At 65.6% G+C, this 16,028-nt stretch carries 14 protein-coding genes; 8 read left to right on the top strand and 6 right to left on the bottom strand.

Annotated features, from left to right (window positions below; translation table 11 throughout):
• Window positions 1-25 precede the first annotated feature (25 nt).
• Window positions 26-1,291 carry an aminotransferase class V-fold PLP-dependent enzyme gene (locus C100_RS38565; RefSeq protein WP_031309694.1) on the bottom strand — a complete coding sequence of 422 codons (1,266 nt, stop codon included), beginning with the start codon at window positions 1,289-1,291 and terminating at the stop codon, window positions 26-28.
• 185 nt (window positions 1,292-1,476) lie between these two features.
• Between C100_RS38565 and yczR the strand changes: the two genes are divergently transcribed.
• Entirely contained in the window at window positions 1,477-2,940 is a 1,464-nt protein-coding gene (yczR, locus tag C100_RS38560) for a MocR-like transcription factor YczR (RefSeq protein WP_024020444.1), read from the top strand.
• Window positions 2,941-3,012: 72 nt separating this feature from the next.
• Here yczR and ppa read toward each other — a convergent pair whose 3' ends face one another.
• Window positions 3,013-3,555: an inorganic diphosphatase gene (gene ppa / locus C100_RS38555; RefSeq protein WP_024020443.1), complete on the bottom strand. Its 543-nt coding sequence runs from the start codon at window positions 3,553-3,555 to the stop codon at window positions 3,013-3,015.
• Window positions 3,556-3,593: 38 nt separating this feature from the next.
• Entirely contained in the window at window positions 3,594-5,525 is a 1,932-nt protein-coding gene (locus tag C100_RS38550; RefSeq protein ID WP_031309693.1) for a M61 family metallopeptidase, read from the bottom strand.
• 164 nt (window positions 5,526-5,689) lie between these two features.
• Here C100_RS38550 and hisS point away from each other — a divergent pair, with 164 nt between their 5' ends.
• The 6 genes from hisS (at window position 5,690) to C100_RS38520 (ending at window position 13,022) form a co-directional block, all read left to right on the top strand.
• The gene (gene hisS / locus C100_RS38545; RefSeq protein ID WP_024020441.1) at window positions 5,690-6,943 is read left to right on the top strand and encodes a histidine--tRNA ligase; all 1,254 of its coding nucleotides are present in this window, start codon (window positions 5,690-5,692) and stop codon (window positions 6,941-6,943) included.
• Complete coding sequence (gene prfA / locus C100_RS38540) at window positions 6,943-8,028, top strand: peptide chain release factor 1 (protein ID WP_024020440.1); 1,086 nt, start codon at window positions 6,943-6,945, stop codon at window positions 8,026-8,028. Before hisS ends, prfA begins: the two co-directional genes overlap by 1 nt.
• Complete coding sequence (gene prmC, locus C100_RS38535) at window positions 8,025-8,843, top strand: peptide chain release factor N(5)-glutamine methyltransferase (RefSeq protein WP_024020439.1); 819 nt, start codon at window positions 8,025-8,027, stop codon at window positions 8,841-8,843. Before prfA ends, prmC begins: the two co-directional genes overlap by 4 nt.
• 316 nt (window positions 8,844-9,159) lie before the next feature.
• Window positions 9,160-9,936 carry a DUF4167 domain-containing protein gene (locus C100_RS38530; RefSeq protein ID WP_024020438.1) on the top strand — a complete coding sequence of 259 codons (777 nt, stop codon included), beginning with the start codon at window positions 9,160-9,162 and terminating at the stop codon, window positions 9,934-9,936.
• Window positions 9,937-10,054: 118 nt separating this feature from the next.
• Window positions 10,055-11,455, top strand: coding sequence for a DUF4139 domain-containing protein (locus C100_RS38525; protein ID WP_024020437.1), 1,401 nt, complete (start codon window positions 10,055-10,057; stop codon window positions 11,453-11,455).
• A 16-nt stretch (window positions 11,456-11,471) separates the two neighbouring features.
• Entirely contained in the window at window positions 11,472-13,022 is a 1,551-nt protein-coding gene (locus tag C100_RS38520; RefSeq protein ID WP_024020436.1) for a DUF4139 domain-containing protein, read from the top strand.
• A 6-nt stretch (window positions 13,023-13,028) separates the two neighbouring features.
• Here C100_RS38520 and C100_RS38515 read toward each other — a convergent pair whose 3' ends face one another.
• A complete protein-coding gene (locus C100_RS38515) occupies window positions 13,029-13,406 on the bottom strand; it encodes an acyl-CoA thioesterase (protein ID WP_024020435.1) in 378 nt (125 codons plus the stop codon).
• Window positions 13,399-13,698: a hypothetical protein gene (locus C100_RS38510; RefSeq protein ID WP_024020434.1), complete on the bottom strand. Its 300-nt coding sequence runs from the start codon at window positions 13,696-13,698 to the stop codon at window positions 13,399-13,401. The genes C100_RS38515 and C100_RS38510 overlap by 8 nt, the downstream gene beginning before the upstream one ends.
• Before the next feature lie 132 nt (window positions 13,699-13,830).
• Between C100_RS38510 and C100_RS0124855 the strand changes: the two genes are divergently transcribed.
• Window positions 13,831-14,259: a CBS domain-containing protein gene (locus C100_RS0124855; RefSeq protein WP_031309692.1), complete on the top strand. Its 429-nt coding sequence runs from the start codon at window positions 13,831-13,833 to the stop codon at window positions 14,257-14,259.
• 18 nt (window positions 14,260-14,277) lie between these two features.
• Here the strand turns inward: C100_RS0124855 and C100_RS38505 are convergent, their stop codons facing one another.
• Entirely contained in the window at window positions 14,278-15,765 is a 1,488-nt protein-coding gene (locus tag C100_RS38505; protein ID WP_024020433.1) for a lipopolysaccharide biosynthesis protein, read from the bottom strand.
• Window positions 15,766-16,028: the final 263 nt, after the last annotated feature.

Raw genomic sequence — 16,028 nt, 5'->3', positions numbered from 1 at the left:
CTGTCTCCTTGGTCGGCGGCGGCCATCATGCCGTCTTTGCCAGCGCGGGCACAAGGCCGCGCAGCGCTGTCGTCAATGCGTCCATATCCTCGGGCCGGCTATAGACCGACGGCGTAACGCGCACACAGGCGCCCTTCGCCGGTCCGGTGCGATGGACCGTCAGGATGCGATGGTCCTCCAGCAAGCGGCGTGCGATGCCGACATTGTCCGCGACCGAGGTCAGGCCGCGGATGCGGAAGGCGGTGATCGCGCAGGCAAGGCGCGGATCGGCCGGCGTCAATATCTCGATCCCGTCCATGTCGCGCAGCGTTTCGGCCCAGCGGTCGCGCAGGAAGCGCAGCCGCGCCGCCTTGGCCGCGCCGCCGATCCGTTCCTGAAAGGCGAGCGCCGCCGGCACCGTCAATTGCGCGGCAAAGTCGAGCGTGCCGGTATGGACCCGCGATTCGATACTCTCGGGATGCGCGCCGTCATCGGCCGGATCGCGCGCGATCGTGTCGAGCCGGCCCTTGCGGATATGGAGGATGCCCACGCCCAGCGGCGCGCCGAGCCATTTATGCCCGTTCAGGCCCACGAAATCGGCATCCAGGTCCGGCAAGGTGAAATCCGCCTGGCACCAGCTATGCGCCGCATCGACGATGACATCGACGCCGCGCGCCCGCGCCATCGCGACGATCTCCCGCACCGGCAGCATCAGCCCGGTGCGATGGCTGATATGGGTCAGCAGCATCAGCCGCAGCTTCGGGTTGGCATCCAGCGCGGCGGCATAGGCGTCGATCAGCCCCTGATGGCTGGCGGGTTCGGGCAGGGCGATGCGGATCAGCCCAGCCCCGCACCGGTGCGCCAGCGACGCGCAGGCCGCCTGCATGGAGTCATAGTCCAGGTCTGCGATCAGCACGGCTCCGCCCGGACGCAGCCGTTCATATTGGCCGATCAGCGCCTTCAGCGCCTCGGTCGCGTTGCGGGTCAGCGCGATCTCGTCGGGCGGCACGCCCAGCTTGGCGGCCAGCGCACGCTTCACGCGGGCATGGTCCGCGCCATAGGACAGGCGTCCATAATAGCTGGACAGCCGGTTCACCCGTTCCACCTGCCGTTGATATTCCGCGCGCACCGGCCGCGCCATCACGCCCCAATAGGCATTTTCCAGCTGCGCCACTTCCTCGGGCAAGTCGTAGAGCGCCGCAATCGCGCGCCACCTCGCGTCATCGTCCGGCCCGGTCGGCATGGCCGGCAGGCTCTCGGCCCAGGGCAGCGTGGCGGTCGCGCCCAGCAATGTCCTGCGTGTCATGGTCATGGCGCACTCCTTCTCCGCCTCAGACGCATCGCGCCGCCGCGACCACCATGCCAGCGGATCATGACTGAAAAAGAAATGGGGTGATTTCGCGCCATGCCATGCCTTGCTGCATGAACTGGCCTTTTTTGGTAAGGCCTTTTTGCCGTAACTGGCCCTGATCTCATTCGTTGCCGGAGCCATCGCTCATGTCCACTTCGCTGCTGCGTCCGCCGTCCCTTCTCCGCCTGCTCGGCGCCTGGCGCGCGCAGGACAGCGCGGAGCCTGCCTATCGCCAACTGGCGCAGGCGTTGCGGATGCTGGTGCTCGACGGTCGCGTGGGCCTTAACGTCCGGCTGCCGGGCGAGCGGGAACTGGCCGCCGCGCTGGGTCTGTCCCGCACGACCGTCGCCGCCGCTTTCGACCGCTTGCGGGACGAGGGCTTTCTGGAAAGCCGCCAGGGATCGGGCAGCGTCACGCGGCTGCCCACCGGCCGGGCGGAAACGCCCTTGGCGGAAATCGATCCGGTCGATGGCGGCAATTTCCTCAACTGGACCCATGCCGCGCTTCCCGCCGCGCCCGGCGTCGCGCGCGCTTATGGTCATGCGGTGGAGGCGCTGCCGGCCTATCTGGGCGATCTGGGCTATGACCCGTTCGGCCTGATGGTGCTGCGGCGCGCGATCGCCGCCCAATATGAACGGCGCGGTTGCCCCACTTCGCCGGACCAGATCATGGTCACCAATGGCGCGCAGCAGGGCTTTTCGCTGCTGCTCAAATGGCTGGCGGGGCCGGGGGACCGGGCGGTGATCGATCATCCGACCTATCACAATGTCATCCAGGCGCTGCAACGCGCGCATGTCGTGCCGGTGCCAGTCGGCCTGCCCCGCCAGGGCTGGGACATTGACGCGATGGAGGCGGCCTTTCGCCAGACCGCGCCGCGCTTCGCTTACGTCATCGCCGATTTCCACAATCCCACCGGGCGCAGCATGGACCCGGCCACCCGCCGGGCGCTGGTCGCGGCGGCGGCGCGCACCCACACGCCGCTCATCATCGATGAAACGATGGTGGCGATGGGTCTCGACTTCGCGCCGCCGCCGCCGATGGCGATGCATGATCCGTCGGGACGGCAGGTCATTTCCCTTGGCTCGGCCAGCAAGATCTTCTGGGGCGGCCTGCGCGTCGGCTGGATTCGCGCGGATGCGCAGACGGTCGCGGCGCTGGGGCGCCTGCGCACGACGATGGACATGGCCAGCCCCGTGGTCGAACAGCTTGCGGTTGCGCAGTTGATCGACGCCGATGTCGGCCTCGGCGCGCGGGCGGACGTGCTGCGTAGCCGGCGCGACCATCTGCTGGGATTGATCGAGCGCCATCTGCCCCATTGGCGGGTCGAATCCCCGGCGGGCGGCCTGTCGCTCTGGGCGGAGCTGCCGCGGGCGGAGGCGACCGCACTGGCGGCGCTGGCCGAAAGCCTGGGCGTCCGCATCGCCGCCGGACCGCGTTTCGGTGTCGGCGGCGCGTTCGAGCGGTTCCTGCGCCTGCCCTTCACCCTGGACGAAGCGCAGTTGCAGGCCGGGGTGGATCGGCTGGTAGAGGCCGACGCCCGGCTCCATGCGCGGATGCCCAAGGGGCGCGATTCGCTTGCCCTCGCGCTGGAGGCGGACCGGTTGATCTGAACCGATGCCCGGAAACGGAAGAGCCGCGCGGATCGCTCCGCGCGGCTCTTAATCAGTATCGCAAAAACCGGCTCAGGCGGCCTTCTTGCCGTCCTTGTAGCGGCTGATAGCTTCCAGGACGATGCGCTTGGCATCGTCCGCGCCGCCCCAGGTGCCGACGCGCACCCACTTCTTCTTCTCCAGATCCTTATAGTGGGTGAAGAAATGCTCGATCTGCTCCATCACGATGCCGGGCAGATCGTCCTTCTCCGTCACATTGGAATAATAGGGGAAGACCGAATCCGCGGGCACGCAGACCAGCTTTTCGTCGCCGCCCGCTTCATCTTCCAGGTTCAGCACCGCGATCGGGCGCGCGGCGACGACGGCGCCGGGGATGAAGGGCGAGCGCGCGATCACCAGCGCGTCCAGCGGGTCGCCATCGGGCGACAGCGTGTGCGGCACAAAGCCGTAATTGGCCGGATAGCGCATCGGCGTATGCAGGATGCGGTCCACGAACAAAGCGCCCGACGCCTTGTCGAACTCATATTTGACCGGCTCGCCGCCGGTCGGCACCTCGATGATGACGTTCAGGCTGTTGGGCGGATCGTCGCCGACCGGGATCAGTTCGATATTCATGGAAACCCTTTTTCCTACAATGATGCGCTATGGGTGATTCATGTTCTCGGTTTGAGCAGCCGGTCGAGGCTGCCTTCACCCTCTCCTGTCTTTTCGAGGCGCGGATAGCGCAGCCCGCCTGAATAAGCGAGCGACAAAGTGCGGTAATATTTATCCTGCTTTAGGATAATCTGGATCGGCGTCTTGCCGTCCTTTGCCTGGGTGATTGCGGCCTTCCAGGCTTCGGGCGAAAATTCATTGCCGTTGACCGCCACGATCTTGGCGCCGACCATCAGGCCCGCCTTGAACGCCGCGCTGTCCCAGATGACGCTGCTGATATCGCCGTCATTCTTGACGATCAGGCCGACGCCCGATCCCTGGTCGACATATTTGCCGGCCGTTTCGGCGGCCTTGGTGAAGCTGTTGGGCTCGTCGGTATAGACCAGCTTGTACCCGCCCATGAAGAAGCCGCCCTTGGGCGTCTCGCCAGTCGTGTCGTCGACATATTTGTGGAAGAAGCCGGCCCAGTCATAGGGCGCGATCGCGTTGAGCGTCTTGATGACGTCGTCGCGATTATAGACGACCTCGCCCCAGTCGCCCGGCTTGATACCGAAAAACGCCTTGGCGAAATCGTCCAGCCCCTTGCGGCCCCGCGTCGCCTTGCTGATGATGGCGTCGGCTTCCAGCCACATCATCAGCCCTTCATTATAATAATCCTCCGACCGCTGCCAGCTGGTCCAGCCCTTGGGCCGCCGGGCGGAAATGATCGGATCATGCGTGGTGTCTTCCAGCGCGCGCCACTGGCGACCGACCGCCGTGTCGAGCCGGGCGGCGATATTGGCATAGGCGTCCAGCGTTTCCTGCTTGGTGAACATGCCCGACCGCGCGCCCAGCACATAGCCCCAGAATTGCGTCTGCCCTTCATAGACCCACAGCAGATTATCCTGCATCGGCGTGCGGAAATCGGGGGTCCATAACAGGTCGGGCCGGCGGAACTTGCCGTCCCAGCTATGGGTGAATTCATGCGGCAAAAGGTTGCGGTCCAGCAGCGCCTTGCCCGAATCCCAATCCTTGAAATAGCCCGGCTCAACCTGGTTTTCGGAACTGCGATGATGCTCCAGGCCGATCCCGCCCATTTCGTCGGTGATGGCCAGCAGGAAATCATAATGGTTGAAATGATAGGTGCCGAACAACGCGCCGGCCTCGTCCACCAGCTTCTTGTGCTTGGCGATCTGCTCGGGCTTGTAGCTCAGTTCGTCGGCATCGTCGGCGACGATGTTCAGCGTGACATTATGGCCCAGGTCCACCGGCTTGAAATAACGGCCGGCAAAGACGGGCGAATCCTGCAACGCTTCATAGTCGATCGTCTCATAGGCGACGGTGTCGCCCGTCTTCGTGCCGCGCAGCGCGGTCGCGGCCTGCCAGCCGGCGGGATAGGTCACGGTCGCCTGCACCGGGATCTGGCGGATATAATAGCCGGCCGGATAGAGCGACACCTGCTCCCACTGGATGTTCATCATCTTGGGCGTGATGACGACGCGGCCCTGGTTGGGCTGGGTCGCGGACAGGAACTGGAACGACGCGACGATTTCGGTTGCGCCCTGCGGCACGTCGATCTGGAAGGCGTAGACGTCCAGCGGATCGCGGACCCATTTGACCGGCTGGCCATTGGCGGTGAAGGTCAGCCCGGCGAGCTTTTCGATCTGCCCGCGCGCCGCATGGTTGCCCGGCAACCATTGCGGCATCAGCAGGGTCATCGGCCCGGCCTGGGCGACGGGGATGGTTTCCTTCACGCGATAGATGCGCTGGACCGTGTCGGTCGCATCGACCTCCAGCTTGATGGCGCCGCCGGGATAGGGGGCGTCGCTGGGGGCGGGGGTCGCGTCATTGACGGGCAGGGCGGTCGGCTTGGACCGGATCGCGTCCTGCGCCAGAAGCGGGCTGGCGATCGCGCTCGAAAGGCAAAGGGCGGCAGCAAGGCTGCGGATCATGAACATCTCCGAATGGATTGCGGGGCCGGACGGCCCTTATGGCGCCAGCATGGCGGCTCGCAATGCCCGCGTCCACCCCTTAGGAGGATATGGAGTATCAAACGGTCATCTTGACGAAAAAGCGCGTTTCCTTGGCGATGAATTGCAGGTAAAGGCGCTGCCCCATGGCGAAACAAGAAACACCGCGCCCGGTGCGCGGTACACAGGACATGCTGGGCGGAATGCCCGAGGCGTTTCAGGAGAGGTTCGCGCATGTCGTCGCGACCTTCGATCACGTGCGCCGTCTTTACGGCTTCCAGCGGGTGGAAGTGCCCGTGTTCGAATCCACTGCGGTCTTTGCGCGTTCGCTGGGTGAAAGCACCGACGTCGTCTCGAAAGAAATGTATACGTTCGAGGATCGCGGCGGCGACAGCATCACCCTGCGCCCCGAATTCACCGCCGGCATTTCGCGCGCCTACATTACCGAGGGCTGGCAACAATATGCGCCGCTGAAGGTCGCGACCCATGGGCCGCTCTTCCGCTACGAACGCCCGCAAAAGGGCCGCTTTCGCCAGTTCCACCAGCTCGACGCCGAAATCATCGGCGCGGCTGAACCGGGCGCGGACGTGGAATTGCTGGTGCTGGCCGACCAGTTGCTCAAGGAACTGGGCGTTTCCGACGGCGTGACGCTCACCCTCAACACGCTGGGCGACGGGCCGAGTCGCGACGCCTGGCGCGCCGCGCTGATCGCCCATTTCGAGGCGCACAGGGATCAGTTGTCTGAAGAAAGCATCGACCGATTGCAACGCAACCCGCTGCGCATCCTGGACAGCAAGGATCCGCGCGACCGCCCGGTGGCCGACAGCGCGCCGGACATCGACGCCTATCTGACCGACGAGGCGCGTGACTTCTTCACCAAGGTGACGGCGGGCCTCGACGCGGCGGGCGTGGCGTGGGAACGCAATGCCCGGCTGGTGCGCGGCCTGGACTATTATCGCCACACCGCCTTCGAATTCATCACCGATCGCCTCGGCGCACAGGGCACGGTGCTGGGTGGTGGGCGCTATGACGGGTTGATCGAAAATCTGGGCGGCCCCTCCACCCCGGCGGTCGGCTGGGCGGCGGGGATCGAGCGGCTGGCGATGCTGGTCGATGCGCCTGAGACAGATCGTCTGGTGGCTATATTGGCGCTTGAAGACGACCGTAGCACCGACAATTCCATTGCAGCTCTGGCCGCCCTGCGCCGCGCTGGGCTGTCGGCCGATATTATCGCGACGGGATCGCCGCGCAAACGCTATGACAAAGCGGCGAAGATCAGTGCCGATGTATTGGTGTCGGTCAAGCATGACGGCGATAAGGCAGTCTTTGATTTACGTTCGGCACAACGCACGGTTAATTTCGAGCGGGTTGAGGCAATCTTAAAGGCGCTCAACAACTAATGCACATTTCCGCCGAACGCATCGCGCAGATCGAGGCGCGCCGGGACGAGGTGCAGGCGTCGATGACGCGCGCCGACCTCGCGCCCGAAGCGTTCGTGCGGCTGTCCAAGGAATATGCCGAGATCGAGCCGGTGGCCCGCGCGGCGCGCGAACTGCGCCGGTTGCGGCAGGAACTGGCCGCGCTCGAAATGATGACCGGCGGCGAGGAGGCTGATCCCGCTATGCGCGCCATGGCGCAGGAGGAAATGCAACTCCTCAAGAACCAGTTGCCGCAGGCGGAGCGCGCGCTGGCGCTCCAGCTTCTGCCCCGCGACGCCGCCGACGCGCGCCCGGCGATGCTGGAAATCCGCGCCGGCACCGGCGGCGACGAAGCCGCGCTCTTTGCCGGCGACCTGTTCCGCATGTATCAGCGCTATGCCGACAGCCAGGGCTGGAAGATGGAGATGATCGCCGCCAATGCCTCGGAACAGGGCGGTTTCAAGGAAGTCGTGGCCAGCATCAACGGCACCGGCGTCTTCGCCAAGCTGAAGTTCGAAAGCGGCGTCCATCGCGTCCAGCGTGTGCCCGCGACGGAAAGCGGCGGCCGCATCCACACCAGCGCGGCCACCGTGGCCGTCCTCCCCGAACCGGAGGAAGTGGATGTCCAGATCGCCGACGGTGATTTGAAGATCGACATTTATCGCGCTTCGGGCGCCGGCGGCCAGCATGTGAATACGACCGACTCGGCCGTGCGCATCACCCATTTGCCCAGCGGCATCGTCGTCACCCAGCAGGATGAACGCTCGCAGCACAAGAACAAGGCGAAGGCGATGCAGGTGCTGCGCGCGCGCATCTATGAAGCCGAGCGCGAGCGCACCCAGAGCGAGCAGGCCGGCGCGCGCAAGGCGATGGTGGGATCGGGCGACCGCTCGGAACGCATCCGCACCTATAATTTCCCCCAGGGCCGCGTCACCGACCACCGCATCAACCTGACCCTGCATCGCCTGCCCGAAATCCTCGAAGGGCCGGGCCTCGCGGAGGTGATCGGCGCTTTGACGGCGGAGGATGAAGCCGCCCGCCTCGCGCAACTGGACGGAGTGGGGTGAACGTCCCCGACGCGCTGCGCGCCGCAACTGTCCAACTCGCTGTCCTGTCCGACACACCGCGCCTCGACGCCGAACTGCTGATGGCCCACGCGCTCGGCCTGTCGCGCCCCGACATGCTGCTGCGGCAACGCGAACGCGATACTCCCGCCATTTTCGCCGCGCTGCTGGCGCGTCGCGTCGCCGGCGAACCGATTGCGCACATCGTGGGCACACGCGATTTCTGGACCGTCACCCTGCGCGTCACGCCCGATGTGCTCATCCCCCGGCCCGACAGCGAGACGCTGATCGAGGCGGCGGTCGATCATTTCGCCGGCCGCGCGCCCGTCACGATCCTGGACCTTGGCACCGGATCGGGGGCGCTGCTGCTGGCCGCGCTGGCGCAATGGCCGCAGGCGCATGGGACCGGCGTGGACGCTTCGCCGGCCGCGCTCGCCGTCGCGCAGGACAATGCCGCGCGGCTGGGCCTTGCCGCGCGGGCGATGTTCCGTCCGGGCGACTGGGGGCAGGGGATTGGCGGCCCTTTCGACCTGCTGTTGATCAACCCGCCCTATATCGCCCGCGACGCGCCACTGTCGGGCGACGTGCTGCATGAACCGGCCAGCGCGCTGTATGCCGGCATCGACGGGCTCGACGATTATCGCCGCATCGCGCCGGACCTGCCGCGCCTGATCGCGCCCGGCGGCATGGCCGCGATCGAGATCGGCCATGATCAGAAGGACAGCGTTTCCGCCTTGCTCACGGCGCAGGGGCTGGCCGTCGCCGTGCGGCGCGATCTGGCGGGACATGATCGCTGCCTTGTCGCGACCCGTCCATAGGGCGCAACCATCCATTTACCTTGGGGCAAGCGAAAATTGCTTGGTTTATGGCGCGAAAGCCACTACATCGGGGTTAGGAACGGCTCCATCTCGTGTTCTGGTCGCTTTGGCCATTGACAGAAAAGGCCGTTTTTTAAGCTCCTTATAGTCATGACGGCGTTCGCTGCGCTAGCGCCGCTGGCGGCTGGGGATTGGCCCGCATGACGGTCCATGCCCGGCGGAGCTATATTCGGCCTGAAAGACGGGCCGTGCTTGGGGATGGCGACCGAACAGTGTCTTCAATGAAGTTTGGCATAGCGAACGCAAGGATCATGTCTTGATCAACAATCGGCAGGCCGGCCGCCGCAATCGCGGCCGGAACAATAACGGTCGCACCAATAATGGTAGCAACCGGGGCGGCGGCGACAATGGGAACCGCATCGACAATCGCGCCCGCGGCAACGCGGCCCAGCTGCTCGAAAAATATAGGAACATGGCGCGCGATGCGCAGATGATCGGCGATCGCGTGAACGCCGAATATTATCTGCAATTTGCTGACCATTATTTCCGCGTGCTCGCTGACAATCGCGCCCGTCAGGAAGAACAGCAGCAGCGCTATCGTCGGAATGACGACGATTATGGCGACGATGGCGGCGATGACTTCGACACCGCCGACTATGGTGCCGACGATGGACGCAGCGACCAGCCGGAACGCGCGACCCGCGATCAGGACCGTCGTCCCGACGATCAGCGCGAAGCGCGCGGCAATCATCGCCGCGACCGCAATCGCCGCGACCGCGCCGATGAAGACGGCCCCGTCCGGCAGGAAATGGGCGCCGAAGGCCCCGCCGGCACGCCCGCTGAACTGATGGCCGAACCGGCTGCACGGGCGGAACCCGCGCCCGAGGCCGAAGCGCCCCGGCCGCGTCGTGGTCGCCCGCGCAAATCCGATACGGCGAAGGCGGCGGAACCCGCGGACGGGCTGGACGCCACCATCCTGCCGCCTTCGATCGCGCGCGCGGACAATGACGCGCAGGACGAACCGGACGAGGAGGCCGCGCCCAAGAAGCGCGCGCGCCGGCCCCGGTCCAAGGCGACCGAAGCCGCCGAATAATAGCGGCGCGATGAGAAAAAGGGGGACGAGGCGGAAAGCGTCGTCCCCTTTTTCATGTCTGCTTTGCAAGCGCGGCATGATCCGGCACAAGGGCGTCGAACCGACCGGAGAGTGATCGATGAAAGCCGCGCGACTGCCTGCCCTGCTGCTGGCTGCCCTTCCTTCTCTGGCTCTGGCCCAAAGCGCCACGGACCCGACCGGCGCTTCGGCGCAGGGCGACGTGGCCGTCACCATCTATAATAATGGCCAGTCGCTGGTGCAGGATGACCGGCAACTGACGGTGACCCAGGGCCGCAACCGCATCGAATTTCCCGATGTGTCGGCGCGCATCCGGCCGGAAACGGTCAATCTTTCCGGCCCCGGCCTCGCTATCGTCGAACAGAATTTCGACTATGACCTGCTCTCGCCCGACAAGCTGATGGACAAGGCGGTGGGGCAGGAGGTGACGCTGGTGCGCACCAATCCGGCCACCGGCGCGGAGACGCGGGAACGGGCCAAGGTGCTGGCGGCCAATGGCGGCATCGTGCTTCAGATCGGCAATCGCATCGAAGTGCTGCGCGATGACGGCTTGCCCGTGCGCGTCGTGTTCGACCGGGTGCCGCCCAATTTGCGCGCCCGCCCGACCCTGTCGGTGACGGTCGAAGCGCAGCGTGGCGGCCCTTTGCCGGCGCGGCTATCCTATCTGACGCCGAATCTCGGATGGACCGCCGACTATGTCGCGCTGTTCGACGCGGCGAGCCAGGCGATGGACATGCAGGGCTGGGTGACGCTCACCAACAATACGGGCACGAGCTTCACCAACGCCCGGACGATCCTGGTCGCGGGCGATCCCGCCAATGGCGGTGGTCGGATCAGCGGCCTGCAATCCCCCAGCGGCGCGATCGACCAGGCCGGCACCGAAAGCGGCGCGCGCGAACGGCTGGGCGACTATTATCTCTATCCGCTGGCGGCCCGCACGACGATCGCCAACGCCCAGCAGAAACAGGTCAGTTTCCTCGACGTGAAGGGCGCGCCGGCGCGTTCCACCTATGAATATGTCAATGGCTGGCTGGGCAGCGCGGCCGAACCGATGAGCGCGTCGAGCGTGCTCAAATTCTCGACCTCCAGACAGGGTGGCCTGGGGGATCAACTGCCCGCCGGCACGATTCGCGTCTATATGCGTGACGCGCGCGGCGACCCGCAATTCATCGGCGAAAATCATATCGACCATACGCCCATGGGCTCGTCCATGGCCTTGCGCACGGGCGATGCCTTCGACGTCAAGGTGCGTCCGACTGTCGAACAACGCAGCCGCAAGGGCGACCGGCGCTGGGAAACGCGGATGCGCTACACGCTCACCAATGCCCGGCCCGAAGCGGTGACGATCGACCTGGCCCAGCTGGGTCTGTGGGGCGACACGCGGGTCGTCGCGCAGAGTCTGGAGGGCAGGCGGGTTTCGGCCGACCGGATGGAATGGAGCGTTCCGGTGCCGGCCAATGGATCGATCGACCTCAACGTCACCTTCGATTCGCGCTACTGACGGGACGGGCGCCCGCGTGTCGCGCTTCCTTGCCCTGGCTTTGCTGCTGTGGACCTGCCTGGCGCAGGCGCAAGCCGGCACGGTCATTTCGACCCGGCGCGATTCGGTGTCCGTCACTGTTTATCGCCAGCCGGGTCGCGCGAAGGGGGCGATCGATCGCGACTGGCCGGGCGGCTATGCGCTCGTCACCGAAACGCGCACCGTCGATCTGCCCCAGGGCGAATCGGTGGTGCGTTTCGAAGGGGTGGCCGAAGGGCTGATGCCCGAAACCGCCGTCCTCTCCGGCCTGCCCGGCGGTGTGCGCGAGAAAAATCGCGATGCCCGGCTGCTGTCGCCCGCCGGTCTGGTCGACGCCTATCTGAAGCGCCGCGTCACGCTGCGCCGCACCGATCGCCAGACGGGCAAGGTGACGGATCAGGACGCGATCATCAGCGCCGGTCCCACCGGCGGCGTGATCGTGCAGACGGCGGCCGGCTATGAAGCGCTGGGGTGCAGCGGCCTGCCCGAACGGATGCTGTATGCCGAAGCGCCGGCCGACCTGTCGCCACGCCCGACCCTGTCGGTGATCGCGACGGCGGACCGCGCCACCCGCGCGACGCTGCAACTCACCTATCTTGCCGAAGGCTTCGACTGGGCCGCCAATTATGTCGCGGACATGCGGCAGGACGGCAGGACGATCGACCTCATGGCCTGGCTGACCGTCGCCAATGGCGGCGTCACCGGCTTTTCGGACGCCCGTCTCAACGTGATCGCGGGCCAGCCTAACAAGGCGCGGCGCGGTCCGCAACCGCGCCCGACCGGCGGCGCATTGCGGCTGACCTGCTGGCCGATGGACATTACCAGCACGCATCCGCGCTGGAGGCTCACGCCGGTCGACCGGCCGCCGCCGCTGATGATGGCGGCGCAGGAAATCATGGTCACGGCGCGTAGAAACGGTGGCGCCATGGCGCTCGCCGCCCCGGCGCCACCGCCTCCACCCCCACCCCCTCCGCCGCCCGAGGATGTCGGCGATCTGAAACTCTATCGCGTCCCCTTCTCTGTCGATGTCGCCGCCAATGGTCAGAAACAGGTCGCGCTGTTGCGTCAGTCCGATGTGAAGGTCGAACGTCTTTATGCCGCGACCATCGGACATGATGCGAATGACGGCGAATCGCAGCCGATGACGCTCCGTCTGCGTCTCCAGAACCGGAAACAGGATGGTCTTGGCCTCGCCATGCCCTCGGGCCGGGTGGCGATCTTCGAACAGGTCGATGGAATGCGCCTGCTCGCGGGGGAAGCCGATATTGGCGACAAGGCGGAAGGCGAACGAGTCGATTACGACATCGCCAGCAGCGCCGATGTGCGCATCGCGGTCCGGCGCCTCGCCGAATCGGGCAAGCGCCGCCAATGGGCCATCACGCTCAGCAACGCCCGGCCCTTTGACGTGACCGCCGAAGTCACGATCCCGCATAATGTCGATCCGCGCCCCGCCGACATGGAACGACGCGGCAATGGCTGGATCTGGCGCGTGACCATCCCCGCCAATGGCAAGGCGGACTTCAGCTTTGCCGAGCGTCTTCGCCCCTAGCCCGGTCTAACCTTGCGGCAGTGGCCGGGGGCGGTGATTCGCGTCCAGCGCGACGAAGGTATAGACGCCGCTGGTCAGCTCGACTTGCTGCTGCTCGATGCCGCGCGTCGCCACCACGTCGATGCGAATCGCGACCGACGTGCGGCCGCGCCGCTCCTCCTGCGCATAGACCGACACGACATCGCCCAGCAGGATCGGCGTGATGAACTTCATGCTTTCGATCGCCACCGTCGCAACCGCGCCTTGCGCGATGCGGTGCGCGACAATGCCGCCGGCAATGTCCATCTGGCTCAGCACCCAGCCGCCGAAAATATGACCATTGGCATTGATGTCGGCGAGTCGCGGCATCGCCCGCAGCACCACGTCGCCCTTGATTTCAGTCATCCAGCGGCACCTCGTCCTTCAACCTGTCCATCACCTGTTCGTCATGCCCGGTCCCGCTCGACAGAAAGGCAAGCGCCATCAGCCCGGTCCCCAGCATGAAGGTCAGCCATACCCCCAATATGGTGGCGATAGCCATGTGGATCGGCAGCCCGCCGGTCCACCAATAAAGGAAGAACAGGGCCGCCGCGACGCAGATGCCGCCGCCCAGCGCCATCCACGCCATGATGCGGCGGAACCTGGCCCAGGCGGTAGCCGCAATCTGCGGGTCATCGAGCGCTTCCTTGCGTGTCATCCCTTTTCTTTGGGGTGCGAAAGTGGGATCATCAAGCGCCCGAAGCGATTGGATGTCGAACGGCGCAGCCGATCGCTCGGAAACCGCGTTAAAAAACGGCCAGATGATTTCAGGCGAAAAGGAGAGCAGGTCATGACTATCGCAGCGATATTGCAGGGCAAGGGAAGCGACGTCATCCAGGTCGGGCCGACCGACAGCGTGCTCTCCGCCGTGCGACTATTGGCCGAACAGCGAATCGGTTGCGTCCCGGTGGTCGAGAACGGGCAGGTCGTCGGCATTTTCTCGGAACGCGATCTTGTCTACCGCGTGGCGCAGGACGGCCCGGCGGCGCTTGATCACAGCGTTGGCGAGGTGATGACCGCGCCGGCGATCACCATTGATGACCAGACCCCCATCATGCACAGCCTGTCCCTGATGACCAAGCGACGCATCCGCCACTTGCCCGTCGTGGTCGACGGCGCGCTGGCGGGGATGATCTCGATCGGCGACCTGGTCAAATATCGCATCGACAGCATCGAATCGGAAGCGGCGTCGCTGCGCGATTATATCCAGACCGCGTGACGCGGCATGGCCGCCGGTTCAGGCCGTTGCCTGGGCCGGTGGCGTCCGCCGGACGACCAGTGCGACCAACTCCATCAGTGTGCCGCGCGCGCACAGCATCAGCGCGGCCAGGAATGCGATGCCGCCCACCGGCACCAATATGCCCAGACGGGCCGGCGCAGGCAGCGGGGGCAGCAGATGGCCCACGCCGATCACCACCCCGGCCATCAGAACGGAACAGCCCAGGCCCGGCGCGGCCGCGCGGATGAGGTCGGTGAAGCGCAACCCCATGGGCGCACCCGCGAGTCGCGCGGTAATCGCGGTCAGCACCGGGAAACTCGCCAGCCACGCCCAGGCCAGGCCGATCGCGCCGAACTGGATGCCGATCAGGAACGCGGCCGGCATCAGCACCGCGCCGACCGCCGCGACTCGCGCGGTGGTGCCGGGGCGACCCAGCGCATTGCTCACCGGGGCGAACATCACCTGCACCGTCATGAACGGCATCGCAAGCGCCAGAATCGTGACGAATGGCGCCATGTCGAGCCATTTGCGTCCGAACAGCGTCTCCACCAGCGGCGCGGCGGTCACCGCCATGCCCAGATAGATGGGGCAGGTGAGCAGCAACAGCAGCCGCACCGCCTTGCAAAAGGACCAGGAGACGCGGCTGACGTCCTTCTGCATCCGCGCATAGGCGGGGAAGGCGACGTCGTTGAGCGGCGGCACGAATTTGCTGACGAAAATCTGGGTCAGGAACAGCGCCTCGGCATAAAGCCCCAGTTCGTGCGGATGGAGCACACGCCCGCCGATGAAGATGTCGGCCTGGCTCTGGGCGATCCAGAACAACTGCCCGCCCAGCAGCGACGCGCCATAGGTCACCATGGCGCCGGTGCCGCGAAAATCGAAACTGGGGATCGGTTTGAACCCGGTGACGATGACATAGCCCGCCGCCTTGACCCAAAATCCCGCGATCGGCGCGAAAACCAGCGTCCACACGCCCCATCCCGACAGCGCGCCGGTCAGCGCAACGGCGGCCGATGCGGCGGCGGCGATCAGGTTGACGACCGCTGGCCGCCTGAAATCCAGCGCCCGGCCCATGATCGCCTCGGGTATCGAAATGAACGGGGTCGACAGATAGAGCAGCGCCTGTACGCGCAGCAGGTCGGCGACCATCGGCTGGTCATAATAATCCGCCGCCAAAGGCGCGATGGCCAGCTGGGCGAGCGCCAGCCCTCCGTTCAGCAGCAGCATGATGCCAAAGGCCTGGCGCAGGCGGTGCGGCTCGACCCTGTCCGACTGGACCAGCGCGCTCACCAGCCCATAGCCGTTGAGGAAGGTCGCGAAGTTCAGGATCACCTGGGTCATGGCGAACAGGCCATAGTCGGCTGGATCGAGCAGGCGGATGACGGCCAGCGTCACCACCCAGCTCATGATCTGCGACAGGATCTGGCTGCCCGATCGCCAGAATATGGCGCTCCTTATACGCGCGCCAAAACCCGCGTCGTTCGCGTCGGCATCCTGCAAACCCATGATATCTCTCGTCCCTGATCCTGATCGCGATGGGAAGCGTCTAGCAAAGAACCTCCCAAAAATTTCTGAAACAAAAATGCAAAAAGCGTTTGACGGTTCGAAATGCCCTCCATATATGCCGCCTCACCGGACGGGACGCCGCCTCTTAGGGCGCTGAAACAGACGGTCGCCAACATAGACGGACATCAAGTCCCTCGGACGAAAGTACGGGGAACAATCGGTGTCCGGTTTGTGATTTGGTTCGGTTCTTTGACATTGTGATT

The organism is Sphingobium sp. C100 (assembly GCF_000508185.1).
Classification (GTDB): domain Bacteria; phylum Pseudomonadota; class Alphaproteobacteria; order Sphingomonadales; family Sphingomonadaceae; genus Sphingobium.
Note: the sequence above shows the minus strand (reverse complement) of the source record. Positions and strands in the feature narration are given on the sequence as shown.

What these genes read in the sequence shown, in the direction of transcription:
- C100_RS38565 (WP_031309694.1), bottom strand. Translation starts at nt 1,291, where the DNA reads ATGACCATGACACGCAGGACATTGCTGGGCGCGACCGCCACGCTGCCC.
- yczR (WP_024020444.1), top strand. Translation starts at nt 1,477, where the DNA reads ATGTCCACTTCGCTGCTGCGTCCGCCGTCCCTTCTCCGCCTGCTCGGC.
- ppa (WP_024020443.1), bottom strand. Translation starts at nt 3,555, where the DNA reads ATGAATATCGAACTGATCCCGGTCGGCGACGATCCGCCCAACAGCCTG.
- C100_RS38550 (WP_031309693.1), bottom strand. Translation starts at nt 5,525, where the DNA reads ATGATCCGCAGCCTTGCTGCCGCCCTTTGCCTTTCGAGCGCGATCGCC.
- hisS (WP_024020441.1), top strand. Translation starts at nt 5,690, where the DNA reads ATGGCGAAACAAGAAACACCGCGCCCGGTGCGCGGTACACAGGACATG.
- prfA (WP_024020440.1), top strand. Translation starts at nt 6,943, where the DNA reads ATGCACATTTCCGCCGAACGCATCGCGCAGATCGAGGCGCGCCGGGAC.
- C100_RS38525 (WP_024020437.1), top strand. Translation starts at nt 10,055, where the DNA reads ATGAAAGCCGCGCGACTGCCTGCCCTGCTGCTGGCTGCCCTTCCTTCT.
- C100_RS38515 (WP_024020435.1), bottom strand. Translation starts at nt 13,406, where the DNA reads ATGACTGAAATCAAGGGCGACGTGGTGCTGCGGGCGATGCCGCGACTC.
- C100_RS38510 (WP_024020434.1), bottom strand. Translation starts at nt 13,698, where the DNA reads ATGACACGCAAGGAAGCGCTCGATGACCCGCAGATTGCGGCTACCGCC.
- C100_RS0124855 (WP_031309692.1), top strand. Translation starts at nt 13,831, where the DNA reads ATGACTATCGCAGCGATATTGCAGGGCAAGGGAAGCGACGTCATCCAG.
- C100_RS38505 (WP_024020433.1), bottom strand. Translation starts at nt 15,765, where the DNA reads ATGGGTTTGCAGGATGCCGACGCGAACGACGCGGGTTTTGGCGCGCGT.